Annotated in this window: 1 protein-coding gene; it reads right to left on the bottom strand. The window is 66.0% G+C overall.

Annotated elements, in window-relative coordinates; translation table 11 throughout:
- Window positions 1–39 precede the first annotated feature (39 nt).
- On the bottom strand, window positions 40–13986 hold the full coding sequence (locus PBDP_RS17415; protein WP_212801048.1) for a non-ribosomal peptide synthase/polyketide synthase: 13947 nt from the start codon (window positions 13984–13986) through the stop codon (window positions 40–42).
- Window positions 13987–14038: the final 52 nt, after the last annotated feature.

Here is a 14038-nt window from a genome sequence, read left to right as displayed (position 1 = left end):
CGCGCCGGTCTCAGACCTGTGCGGGCGCCGCGTCGCTCGCTAGCTTTGGGAATTGGGTTTGGTCTTGAGCTTGCCCAGCAGTTTGTCCAGGGACTTCTGGTTCAGCGCCTTGGCCAGCGGGAAGTCAGCGGGCATCAGCGCACCGGCCTGTGGGTCGAGGCAGTGTTCGACCAGCGCCTGCAAACGTTCCAGCAGGCGCGCGGGCAAATGGCTGTCGGCATTCGGCGTGACGCTGTGCCATTCGACACGCAACACGCCGTCCTCCAGCCAGGCCACCACTTCACGGGCATGGGTCACTCGGTTCTGCAGGGCCACGTCCGGCGGCGGGGTCAGGCTGCTGGCGCGCAACCAGCCCTCTGGCGTTTGCTCATGCCCCAGGTAGTTGAACAGCACATCACCATGGCTGGCCGGCAACTCGCCGCGCTGGCGCAGCAAGCCGTAGCCCAGGCCCAGGCCGGGTACGTCACGCAAGGCCTGCTTGGCGTTGCGCACCTGATCGCCGGCGCCGCCGCTGGCGTTCACCCGCAGTGGGTAAAGCGTGGTGAACCAGCCGACGGTACGGCCGACGTCCAGTCCGGCAAACGGTGCGTCACGCCCGTGGCGCTCCAGGTCCACCACGATGTCACTGCGCTGTTCGACCTCGGCCAGGGTTGCGGCGAGGGCGGCGATCAGCAGTTCTTCCGGTTGCGTGCGGTATGCGGCATGGGACTCGGTCAGCCATTGGTGCGTGCGGCTGGCATCCCAGCGGGCCGACAGTGTCTGGCGCTCAGCGACGATGGCCATTGGCGGCTGGTTCGCGCCGGTCTGGGCACTCCAGTAGCGATGCTCGGCAGCGACCTTGGCACCATGGGCTTGCAGGTGCTCGGCCCATTGCCGATAGGCGGTGGTTTTTGCCGGCAACGTCGGGCTTTCGCCACGCTCCAGTGCGGGGTACAGCTGTTGGAAGTCTTCCAGCAACGGCGTCCAGGACACCGCATCGACCACCAGGTGATGAGCCACCAGGTACAGGCGCTGCGGTGTGCCTTCCAGCAGGGCCGCGGCGAACAGCGGGCCGTGTTGCAGGTCCAGGCTTTGTGCGACGTGTAGCAGCTGTTCCGGGTGCTCGCAGCAGGTCAGTTGGGCCGGTGCCACCGGCGCGATGTGGGCTTGCCATCGGCCGTCGACGTCGGTGAAACGCAGGCGCAGGGCGTCGTGGTGGGCCACCAGCCGATCCAGCGTGGCTTGCACGATGGCCGGTTCCAGGCGGCGGTCACTGTCGGCCAGCACCGATTGGTTCCAATGTGCGGCGTGGACCTGTTGCTGGTCGAAGAACCACTGGTGCAATGGCATCAGCGGCATCGGTCCGGTCACCTCGCCTTGTTCGGCCTGGGTCAGCAGTGCCGTGGTCACGTGGGCCAGGGCCGCCGGGGTCGGCGAGCGGAACAGATCCCGTGGCGTGAGCGAATAGCCCTGTTCACGCAAACGCGAGATCAGTTTCAGGCCAAGGATCGAGTCACCGCCCAGGGCGAAGAAACTGTCCGAGGTGCCGACTTCACGGCCGCCGGTCAAGGTTTCGCCGAGCAGTTCGCCAAACAACTGGCAGAGCAGGCGTTCCAGGTCATTGCGCGGTGCCGCGTAGTCTTTCTGGGTGTTCGGCAGGGGCAAGGCAGCCAAGGCCTTGCGGTCGATCTTGCCGTTGGTGCTCAGGGGCAGGGCCGGGACTTGCACCCACACCGCTGGCACCATGTACGCCGGTAGTTCGGCCGCGAGCTGGGTGTCGAGGTCCGACTGCGCGGTGCTACTGCTGTAGAACGCCACCAGGCGATTGTCGATGACCAGGGTGCAGGCACCGGTGATGGCCGGCAGGTTCAGCAGGGCCGAGTCGATTTCCCCCAGCTCGATGCGTTGTCCACGCAACTTCACCTGATGGTCGAGACGCCCCAGGTACTCGATGTTGCCATCGGCCAGGAAGCGGCAGCGGTCACCGGTGCGGTACAGGCGATCACCGGCCACGAACGGGCTGGCGAGGAAGCGTTCCTCGGTCAGGTCCGGGCGTTTCAGATAACCCCGGGCCACGCCGACGCCGCCGATGTACAGCTCGCCGATGCTGCCGATCGGCAGCGGTTGCAGGGCCTCGTCGAGGATGTACAGGCGCAGGTTGGCGATGGGCTTGCCGATCGGCACGATCACGTCGTCGGCGGAGCAACGCCAGACCGAGACGTCGATGGCCGCTTCGGTCGGGCCGTACAGGTTGACCAGTGCCGCCGAGTGTTGGCCCATGAAGCGCCGCACCAGGTCCACCGGCAAGGCTTCGCCGCTGGCGAAGACCTGGCGCAGGCTGTGGCAATTGACCAGGCTCGGCTCTTCGACAAACGCACGGAGCATCGACGGCACGAAGTGCAAGGTCGTGACCTGCTCCTGCTGGATCAACTGGCTGAGGTAGGCCGGGTCGCGATGCCCGTCCGGACGGGCGACCACCAGGGTCGCGCCAGTGATCAGCGGCCAGAAGAACTCCCACACCGAGACGTCGAAGCTGTATGGGGTTTTCTGCAATACACGGTCGTTCGGGCCAATCGGGAAGGCGTCCTGCATCCAGTGCAGGCGGTTCATCAAGGCGCCGTGCTCGTTCATCACGCCTTTGGGCTGACCGGTGGAACCGGAGGTGTAGAGCACGTAGGCCAGGTCGTTAGCCTCGACGCTGATCGGTTCTCCGACTTCAGCGTTTGGCAACGCCCCCAGCGTCCAGGCTTGATGCCCAACGGGCAGGCGCGACAGCCATTGCGCCTGGGTCAAGGTGACCTTGGCATCGGCATCTTCGATCAGGAACGCCAGGCGCGTGGCAGGCAGTTCCGGATCCAGCGGCAGCCACGCGGCGCCGGCATGGACGATGCCGAGCAAGGCCACGACCATCTCCACGGAACGTTCCATGCACACCGGCACGATGCTGTCGGTGCCCACGCCGACTGCGCGCAAGGCCCGGGCGACGGTGTGCGCCCGCTGGTCCAGCTCGGCATAAGTCAGGCGCTGGCCTTCGAACACCAGCGCCGGGGCGTTGGGGCTCAGGGCTGCTTGCTGGCTCAGGGCGGTGTGCAGGTTGGTTGGGCCGCTGTAGTGACGTTCAGTGGCGTTCCAGCGATCCAGTTGCTGTTGGTCCTGCTGTTGCGGGAACAGTTCGACCAGGGTGCGCTCCGGTGCCGCTACCAGGGCGTCGAGCAGCGCGCACCACTGGGCGATCCAGCGTTGCATCGTCGTTTCGTCGAACAGCGCCGATTGGTACTCCAGCGCCAGGGTCATGTCGCTGCCGTCGTCCTGGACTTCCCAGCTCTGTTCGAACTTGGCGTCGATCACCGGCAGCATCTGCTCTTCGACGTTCAGCCCCGGCCATTGGCTGCTGTCGACGCGGCCATAGTTGAGGGAGAACAACACCTGGAACAGGGGCGTACGGTTCAGGTCGCGGTTTTGCGCGACGGCACCGACCAGGGTGGCGAAGGGTAGATCGGCGTGGGCCTGGGCGGCGCGCAGATCGGCTTCGAGGCTGGCGAGCAATCGCTCGGCCGGGGCCCGTTGGTCGACGTCGCTGCGGATCACCAGGGTGTTGACCAGGCAGGCCAGCAACGTCTGGGTTTGCGCATGGTCACGTTGGTCCGCCGGGGTGCCGAGGCGGATTTCCCGCTGGCCGCTGTAGCGGGCCAGCAGCGCGCTCAAGGCGGTGACCAGCACCACATAGCTGGTCGTGCCGCGCTGACGGGCGAACTGCCGGATGGCTTCGGCGCGCGGGGTGCCGAGGCGAACGGTCAGTTGCCGGGCACGCCGGTCCGCTTCGGCGCCGCGTGGATGATCGAGGGGCAGGTCGAGCTGGTAGTCGTCCTGGCCCAGGTGGTTTTTCCAATAGTCCAGGCTGTCACTGCGCCGGGCCTGGGTGTCCGGGTGCTGTTGCCAGAGGGCGAAATCGACGTAGTCGATCTCCAGCGGCGTCCAGGCCGGCGATTGCCCGTTGAGGCCGGCGGCGTAGGCCTGGGTCAGTTCATCGATGAGCAACTGCATGGCCCAGCCGTCGGTGGCGCTGTGATGCAGGCACACCAGCAACAGGTTTTCGTCGCTGCCCTGGCGTTGCAGCAGGTGCGCACGCCAAGGCGCGGCGGCGGCCAGGTCGAACGGTGTCATCAGTTCATCCTGGGCGTTGGCGCAGGTGGTTGCCCAGTCCTGGGTCGCGACGCCAGTGACCGCGAGCGCCGGACCATGGTCATCGATCAGCAGTTGTGGCTCGCCGTCGACTTCGACAATCCGGCTGCGCAGCACCAGGTGGCGTTGGCTGACCTGTTCAAAGGCGTCGCGCAAGACCTGGACCTGCAGCTCGCCGCGCAAGGTCAGGGCGAATGGCATGTGGTACTCGCGAGACTCCGATACCAGACGACTGAGCATCCAGAACCGGCGCTGGGCCAGACCCAAGGGCAATTGCGCCGGGCGCGGTTGCGCGCTGATCGATTCACCGGGCATGGCCGTGCGCAGATGCTCGGCCAGGGCCACGACCGTCGGTTGGGCGAACACTAGCGACAAGGGCAGGGAAACCCCAAGACGTTCACGAACCCGGCTGACCAGGCGGGTAGCCAGTAGGGAATGGCCGCCGAGTTGGAAAAAGTTGTCCTCGATGCCGACTTGCGAACAGTCCAGTACTTCGCTGAACAGTTCGCAGAGCACGGTTTCAGTGACATTGCGCGGCGCGGTGCGCGGCTGGTCGCTTTGGCTCTGGGGCAGCGGCGTGGCGGCCAGTGTCTTGCGGTCGAGCTTGCCGTTGCTGTTGAGCGGCAGGCGCTCGAGCTGCACGAACAGGCTTGGCTGCATGTGCGCGGGCAGGCTGTCACTCAAGTCGGCACGCAGGGTCGCTTCATCGGCGTCACCGCACCAGAAACTTACCAGGCGCTGGTCGAGCAACAAGGTGGCGGCGTCGCGCACACCGGCCTGGGCCAGCAGCGCAGCGTCGATTTCCCCCAGCTCGATGCGTTGTCCACGCAACTTCACCTGATGGTCGAGACGCCCCAGGTACTCGATGTTGCCATCGGCCAGGAAGCGGCAACGGTCACCGGTGCGGTACAGGCGATCACCGGCCACGAACGGGCTGGCGAGGAAGCGTTCCTCGGTCAGGTCCGGGCGTTTCAGATAACCCCGGGCCACGCCGACGCCGCCGATGTACAGCTCGCCGATGCTGCCAATCGGCAGCGGTTGCAGGGCCTCGTCGAGGATGTACAGGCGCAGGTTGGCGATGGGCTTGCCGATCGGCACGATCACGTCGTCGGCCGAGCAACGCCAGACCGAGACGTCGATGGCCGCTTCGGTCGGGCCGTACAGGTTGACCAGTGCCGCCGGGTGTTGGCCCATGAAGCGCCGCACCAGGTCCACCGGCAAGGCTTCGCCGCTGGCGAAGACCTGGCGCAGACTGTGGCAATTGACCAGGCTCGGCTCTTCGACAAAGGCACGGAGCATCGACGGCACGAAGTGCAGGGTGGTGACGCGTTCCTGCTGGATCAACTGGCTGAGGTAGGCCGGGTCGCGATGCCCGTCCGGACGGGCGACCACCAGGGTCGCGCCAGTGATCAGCGGCCAGAAGAACTCCCACACCGAGACGTCGAAGCTGTATGGGGTTTTCTGCAATACACGGTCGTTCGGGCCAATCGGGAAGGCGTCCTGCATCCAGTGCAGGCGGTTCATCAAGGCGCCGTGTTCGTTCATCACGCCTTTGGGCTGGCCGGTGGAACCGGAGGTGTAGAGCACGTAGGCCAGGTCGTTGGCCTCGACGCTGATCGGTTCTCCGACTTCAGCGTTCGGCAACGCATCCAGCGTCCAGGCTTGATGACCAGATGGCAGGCGCGACAGCCACTGCGCCTGGGTCAAGGTGACCTTGGCATCGGCGTCTTCGATCAGAAAGGCCAGGCGTGTGGCAGGCAATTCCGGATCCAGCGGCAACCACGCGGCGCCGGCATGGACGATGCCGAGCAAGGCCACGACCATCTCCACGGAACGTTCCATGCACACCGGCACGATGCTGTCGGTGCCCACGCCGGCTGTGCGCAGGGCTCGGGCGACGGTTTGTGCCCGCTGGTCCAGCTCGGCATAGCTCAGGCGCTGGCCTTCGAACACCAGTGCCGGAGCGTTGGGGCTCAGTGCGGCCTGTTGGCTCAGGGCGGTGTGCAGGTTGGTCGGGCCGCTGTAGTGACGTTCAGTGGCGTTCCATTCGACCAACTGACGCTGACGTTCTGCCGTTGGCAGCGGTGTCCAATCCCCGAGGCGGGTCTGTGGCGCATCGAGCATGGTTTCCAGCAGTTGTTGCCACTGTTCCAGCCAACGCCGGGCCGTGGTTTCGCTGAACAGCGCGGCGCGGTATTCCAGCAACACCGACAGCACCTCGCCGTCGTGCACTTCCCAGTTCAGGTCGTACTTGGTGGCCTGGGCGGTCACCGCCCGTTCGCTGACCTGCAACTGCGGCCATGGCTGGCTCGACGAATCGGCGTTCTGCATGGCGAACAGCACTTGGAACAGCGGCGTCTGGCCGAGGCTGCGTGAAGGCTTCAAGTGCTCCACGACCTGGTCGAACGGCACATCCTGATGCTGCTGGGCATCCAGCACACGGTTGCGCACCTGGCCCAGCAAACCTTCGAAATCCAGCGTCGGATCGAGGTCGGCACGCATGACCACGGTGTTGACGAAGCAGCCGATCAGCGGTTGCAGCTCGGCGAATGGCCGCTGGGCCACCGGGCTGCCGATTCGCACGTCGCGCTGGTTGGCGTAGCGTCCCAAGAGTAATTGCGCCGCACCGAGCATGAGCATGTACAGGGTGGCACCGCGTTGCTGGGCGAACTGCCGCAGGCGTTCCACCAGCGCTGGCGGCAACTGCAATTGCACCGCGCCCGCCGCTGGGGCGAGCTGGTTTGGACGGCCCTGTTCGGTCGGCAGGTCCAGCAGGTAGTCGCCGTCTTCCAATTGGTCGCGCCAGTATTGCAGCTGACTGCTGAACGCGGTCTGTTGGCCGGGTTCGCGCTGCCAGAGGGCGTAATCGGGGTATTGCAGCGCCAGCTCTGGCACCGCCACCGGGGTGCCCTGGCACTGGGCGGTGTAGAACCGTCGCAGTTCATCCAGCAGGTTCTGGCTGGAGGCGTCATCGATAGCGCAGTGGTGCACGCTGAGCAACAACAGCGACTGGATGCCGTCGCGGTGTTGCAGCAACGTGGCACGGACGGGCACGTCGGCGGCGAGGTCGAAACGGCGGCCGGTTTCCGCGTGGATCGCTGTGTCGGTCAGTTGCTGCCACTGCGCGTCGCTGCTCGCCTCCAACACTGTAACTCGCAGAGTGAGATCGACCTGCGGTTCGACCACCAAGCGCAACTCGCCGTCGGTATCGCGCACGATGCGGCTGCGCAGGATTTCGTGGCGTTGGACCACATTGTTCAGGGCCGTTTGCAGGGCCTGGACATTGAGTTCGCCGTCCAACTGCACGGCGCTGACCACGTTGTACTCGCCACCGCCGGCGCTCAGTTGTTCGAGGAACCACAAGCGTTGCTGTTCGAACGACAGCGGCAGGCGCGCTGGACGTGCCGCCGGGACGAAGGTTGCCGCCGGGGCTTGCAGCGGATCACCCAGCAGCGCGGCCAGGGCTTCGAGGGTCGGGTGTTCGAACACTGCTCGCAACGGCGGCACGCTGGCGAACTGTTGGCGCAGGCGGGCAAACAGCGTGGCCGCCAGCAGCGAGTGGCCGCCGAGGTAGAAGAAATGGCTGTCACGGCCGATTTGCGCCGACGGCAGGTTCAGCAACTCGGCCCATAGGGCGGCCAGTTGCTGTTCGGCGGCGCTGCGAGGTGGGTCGAGGGCGTCTGGCGCGGCTTGGATTTCCGGGGCCGGCAAGGCCTTGCGGTTGAGTTTGCCGTTGTCGGTCAGCGGCAGCTCATCGAGCAGCACGAACGCCGAGGGCACCATGTAGTCGGGCAGGGCGGCGCCAATGGCTTTGCGCCAGGCGTGGATGTCGGCCTGCTGGTCGCATGTCACGTAGGCCACCAGGCGCTTGTCGCCGGGCACGTCTTCACGGGCCAGCACCACAGCCTGGCGCACGCCCGGTTGGGCGCCGATCAAGGTTTCGATTTCTCCCAGCTCGACGCGGAAGCCACGGATCTTCACTTGATGATCCATGCGGCCCAGGTATTCGAGCTGGCCATCGGGCAACCAGCGCACCAGGTCGCCGGACTTGTACATCCGCGCGCCTGCCACGGATGAGAACGGGTCTTCGATGAACACCTTCGCGGTCTGCTCGGCGCGGTTGAGGTAACCCAGGGTCACGCCGGCACCGCCGATGTGCAGCTCCCCCGGGACGCCCACCGGCATCGGGTTGAGGAAGGCATCGAGCACGTAGGTGCGTACGTTGGCGATGGGGCGGCCGATGATCGGCCGCAGCGGGAAGTCATCCACCGCGCAGCCGGTAGCGTCCACCGTGCATTCGGTCGGGCCGTAGGTGTTGAAGAAGCGGCTGCCGGTAATCGACGGCAGGCGTTGCCACAGTTGCGCGTCCACCGCGTCGCCACCGAACAGCACGAAGCGCGGCAGGTACACCTCGCCACGGCGAACGCCGTCGCTTTCGAGCAGGGCCTTGAGCTGCGCCGGGGTGCACTCGAAGGCTTCCAGGCGGGTGTCGCGGAAGAATCCGGCGAGGGCCTCGGGGTCGTAGCGCACCTCTTCCGGGGTCAGGTACAGGCTGTGACCGTCGAGCAACAGGATCAGCTCGGCCACCGAACTGTCGAAGGCGAACGAGTAGTTGAAGCTGGTGCGCATCGGCTGGTCGGTGTAGCGGCGATACAAGCCATGGATGCGCGCCCAGGCCAGGTTGACCACCGAGCCGTTGGTCACCAGGGTGCCCTTGGGCTTACCGGTCGAGCCGGAGGTGTACATGATGTAGGCCAGGTCTTGCGGCCCGGCCAGTGGAGTCGGGTTGCTGTCCGGTTGGTTGGCGAACAGAGCGGCGTCGCTGTCCAGGCGCAGGCGTGGCAGGCCGGCCCCCAGTTGTTCCAACAGGCCTTGCTGGCCGAGGAACAGCGCCGGTTGCGCGTCTTCGAGCATGTACGCCAGGCGATCCACCGGATAGGTCGGGTCCAGCGGCACATAGGCGCCACCGGACTTGAGAATGCCCAGCAGGCCGACCAGCAGTTCCAGCGAGCGCTCGACACACAGCGCCACCGGGCGGTTGGCAGCGACGCCACGGCTGCGCAGGTAGTGCGCCACCTGGTTGGCGCGTCGGTTCAGTTCGCCGTAGCTCAGGCTGCGGCCTTCGAAACACAGGGCGTCACGTTCCGGGGTGCGCTCGGCCTGTTGTTCGAACAACTGGGCGAAGGTCAGGTGCGTCGGCACCGCCATCTCGGTGCGGTTCCACTCGACCACGGTGCGTTGCCACTCCGTGTCCATCAGCAGTGGCAAGGCGGCGACCGGGCGCTGTGGCTCGGCGAGCATGTGTTCGAGCAAATGCTCCAGGCGGGCGAGGGTCTGGCGGGCGCTGTCGGCGACGAACAGGTCGAGGGCGAACATCAGCTCCAGTTGGATCGGCGCATTGGCCGGGCACAGCACGTGCAGGTCCAGATCGCATTCAGAGTGGCGCAGCGGCGTGTCCAGCGCTTCGAATTCCAGCCCGGGGAAGCGCAATCGCGACTCCATGGCCAGTTGTTGGGCGACCATCACCTGGTACAGCGGGGCGTGGCTGAGGCTGCGTGGCAGTTGCAGGCTGTCCACCAATTGTTCGAACGGCAGGTCCTGATGCAGCAGGCCATTGCGCAGGCGCTCGGCCACTTGTTTGACCAGGGCGGTGAAGTCGGCTTGCGGTTCGAAGTCGGCGCGGATCGCCAGGTTGTTCAGCAAGATGCCCAGCAGTCCTTCGGTGCCCGGCTGTTCACGGTGGGTGACCGGGGTGCCGACCAGCACCGTGGCATCGCCGCTCAAACGGTGCATCAACACGGCAAAACCGGCGAACAGGACGGTGAACGGCGTGGTGCCGAGACGACTGGCAAAGGCCTGTACCCGGGCGCTGAGGTCGGCGCTGAGTTCACGCTGCACGATCCCGGCGCGGTAGCTTTGCACCGATGGCCGTGGATGGTCGGTGGGCAAGGCCAGCAGCGGGCTGGCGTCGCTGTCGCGGCGGTCCAGGGTGGTGGTCCAGTAATCGAGCTGGCGCTTGAGTTCGGCGCCTTGCAGGTGTTCGCGCTGCCAGAGGGCGAAGTCGGCGTATTGCAGCGGCAGGGCCGGCAGTTCGGCGGCGGCACCGTTGCAACGGGCTTCATAACCCAGGGCCAGCTCGCGCAGGGCGATGGTGGCCGACCAGGCGTCCGAAACCAGATGATGCAGGGCGATGCCGAGTACGTGTTCGCCCGGCGCCAGGCGCAGCAAGCGCGCACGCAGCAGCGGTGGGCAGGTCAGGTCGAACGGCTGCTCGAAGGTGTCTTGCAGGGCATTGAACTGCGCGCCGGCGAGGGCGGTGGCGGTCAGGCCCGACAAGTCTTCGAAGGGCAGCGCGATGTCCAGTGCTGGGCTGATACGCTGGCACGGCACGCCGTCGACGCTGTGGATGCCGGTGCGCAGGATTTCATGGCGCACCAGCAGATCGTTCAGGCTGGCGTGCAGCGCCTCGACATTGAGTTCACCCTTGAGGTGCAGGGCGAACGGGATGTTGAACAGGGTGGTGCCCGGCGTCAGTTGCTCGATGAACCACAGGCGTTGTTGCGAGAACGACAACGGCAGCAGCGGCGGACGTGGCTGGGCCTTGGGCACGCTGGTCGCGCTGGCTTGCGGGGCGGCGGCCTCGGCCTGGCGTGCGCCGATGGCTTCGGCCAGCAAGGCCACGGTCGGCTGTTCGAACAGCACCCGCAACGGCAGGTCGAGCTTGAACTGGGTGCGCAGGCGGGCAACGATCTGGGTCGCCAGCAGCGAGTGCCCGCCGAGGGTGAAAAAGTTGTCTTCCACGCCCACCGTGTCGCGCCCGAGGACCTCGGCCCAGATCGACGCCACGCTGGTTTCCAGCGCGTTGCGCGGGGCGATGCTTTGCTGGGTGTCGGCCTGCCAGTCCAGTTCTCGGGCGGCCAGGGCCTTGCGGTCGACCTTGCCGTTATTGTTCAGGGGCAGTTTGTCCAGGCAGACGAAGGCCGCTGGCACCATGTATGGCGGCAGTTGGGTGCGCAGGTGTTCGCTCAGGCCGTCGCTGTCCAGGGCCTGGTCATGGGCCGACCAGTACGCCACCAGCCAGGCTTCGCCGACGGTGTTTTCCCGCAGCAGGACGGCGGCTTCGCGCACGTTCGGGTGCTGGGCGAGACGGTGTTCGATTTCCGTCAGTTCGATCCGGTGCCCGCGCAGTTTGACCTGCTGGTCGCGCCGGCCCAGGTACTCGATCACCCCGTCGGCACGCCAGCGTCCCAGGTCGCCGGTGCGGTACAGGCGACCTTCGAGCTGAGGATGGTCGATGAAGGCCTCGGCGGTGCGTTGCGGATCGTGCAGGTAGCCGCGGCCGACGCCGACGCCACCGACACAGATTTCCCCGGCCACGCCGACCGGCACCGGGCGCAGGGATTCGTCCAGCACATACAGGCGGTTGTTGGCAGTCGGCTGGCCGATGGGCATGTGGCTGACCTCGGCCCCCGGTGCTTCGAAAATGGGCTGGAAGGCCACGTCGTCGGCGCATTCGGCCGGCCCGTAGGCGTTCATCAAGGCGATGTCGGGGAAGCGCGCGAACCAGTCCCGGGCCACGGTCGGCGGCAGGGCTTCACCGGTGGGCAGGACCCAGCGCAAGTCCGGCAATTGCAAATCGCATGGGCACAGCGCGAGCAAGGTACGCATCAGGCTCGGGACGATTTCCAGTACGTTCAGGCGCTCGCTGGCAAGCACTTGCAACAGGCGCTGCGGGTCGTGGGCGACTTCATCCGCAAGAATGTGCACGGTGGCGCCGAGCACCGGTGCGGCGAGGAACTGCCACACCGAAATGTCGAACGCCACCGACGCGGTCTGGGGAATCCGGTCGGTGGCGCTGAGCCCCAGGGCCGGCACCTTGCCGAAGATATTGTTGAGCATGCCACGCTGTTCGATCATCACGCCCTTGGGCGTGCCGGTCGAACCCGAGGTGAAGAGCACGTAGGCCAAGCTGTGCGGGCCCGCGAGCACCGGCAGCGGCGCGTCGTTGCCGGACGTCCAGCAGGTTTCGGCGAACAGCGCCTCGGGCGCCTGGTCCAGGCCACTGAGCAGTTGATCGAGCAGGCCGCTGCAAGCTTCGCTGGCGACCAGCAACGGCGCGCCGGACAGCCCGAGGATTTCCCGCAGGCGCTCGGGCGGGTGATTGACTTCAAGGGGCAGCATCGCCGCGCCGGCCTTGAACACGGCCAGCATCATGGTCAACAACGCCAGGCCACGGGGGGCGACCAGCGCCACCAGTTGATCTTCAGCGGCGCCGGCTTCTCGCAGGGCATGGGCCAGGCGCGTGGAACGCAGGTCCAGCTCGGCGTAGGTCAACGACTCACCGGTGCAGATCGCGGCGACCTGTTCGCCGCGCTGGGCCACCTGGGCGGCAAACAGCTCGGCGTAGCTTTGATCCAGCGGAAAAGCGTGGGGGTTGAGCGCCCACTCGCCCAGCAACTGCTGGCGTTCCTCGGCGGCCAGCAGTTCGAAGCTGGCCAATGGCGCGTCGGGGGCGGCGAGCATGCTGCGCACCAGGCTGGCGATATGGCCCAGCAGGCGCTGCACGGTGGCGGCCGCGAAACGTTCGCGGTCATAGGACACGCGGATGCCCAGCTGTTCGCCCGGCAGGATCACCACGGTCAAGCCGTAGTGGGTATGCACACTGTGGTCCATGCCTTCGAGGCTGAACTGGAAACCGCCTTCGAGAATCTGTTCGTCGATGGGGGCGTTTTCGAATACCAGGATGCTGTCGAACAGGGTTTCGCCCCGGGGGAAATCGCTCCAGCCCTGGATATCGGTCAACGGCGTGTGCTCGAAGTCGCGCATGTCGACGTTGAGCTTTTGCAGGTCGCCCAGCCAATTGCCGAGCGAGGCGTTCGGGTCCACCGAAACCCGCAGCGGCAAGGTGTTGATGAACAGGCCGATCATTTCCGCGACGCCGGTCAGGTCGGCCGGACGCCCGGCCACGGTGACGCCGAAGACCACGTCCCGCTGCCCGCTGTAGCGCGACAGCAACAACGACCAGACACCTTGGAAAAACGTGTTCGGGGTGATCCGGCGACTGCGGCAGAACGCTGCCAGCGCTTGGGTTTCCTGCGCGTCGAGGTGAATCAGTTGGTCGTCCACCAGCACTGCATCGGTGTAGCGGTCGCGGGTCACGCCGTTGTCCACGGTCAGTGGCGTGGGGGCGTTGAGGCCTTGCAACTGGCCGCGCCAGAATTGTTCGGCCTTGCCCGCGTCCTGGCGTTGCAGCCACTGGATGTAATCGCGAAATGGCCGAGGGCTTTTCAGTTCCGGCGTGCGGTCGTTGCACAGTGCTTCGTAGACTTTGAGGAAGTCCACGGTCACCAGGGAAATGCACCAGGCGTCCATCAGGATGTGGTGGAAGCTGCGAATGAACTCGTAGGATTCATCGGCCAGGCGCACCAGCCGGAAGCGAATCAGCGGTGGCTTGGACAGGTTGAAGCCGACTTTCTGCTCGTCTTCCAGCAACGTGCGGATTCGCGCTTCCTGCTCATGGGGGGCGAGCCCGCGCAGGTCGAGGGTGTCCAGCGGCACCTTGACCTGGCGATGGATCACCTGCACCGGTTGCTTCTGGCTTTTCCATTGGAAACTGGCGCGCAGGGAAGGGTGCAGCGCCACCACCTGGCGCCACGATTCGAGGAACGCCCCTTCATCGATGGCCCCACCGATGCGGTAGCGATCCTGCATCAGGTACACGCCGGAGTCTTCGTGCAGCAAGGAGTGGAATAGCATCCCTTGTTGCAGCGGCGATAGCGGATAAATGTCTTCGATCGGGTTACCGGCGGTTTTTTCGGTGGTCATTGAAAGCGTCCTGCGTAAAAAGGGGCAGCGGTGATGGCGTGGCGACGGGAGG

Origin of the sequence: Pseudomonas sp. St290, from assembly GCF_018325805.1 — a bacterium.
Taxonomy (GTDB): domain Bacteria; phylum Pseudomonadota; class Gammaproteobacteria; order Pseudomonadales; family Pseudomonadaceae; genus Aquipseudomonas; species Aquipseudomonas bijieensis.
This window is presented reverse-complemented; position numbering and strand designations above follow the sequence as displayed.

What these genes read in the sequence shown, in the direction of transcription:
- PBDP_RS17415 (WP_212801048.1), bottom strand. Translation starts at nt 13,986, where the DNA reads ATGACCACCGAAAAAACCGCCGGTAACCCGATCGAAGACATTTATCCG.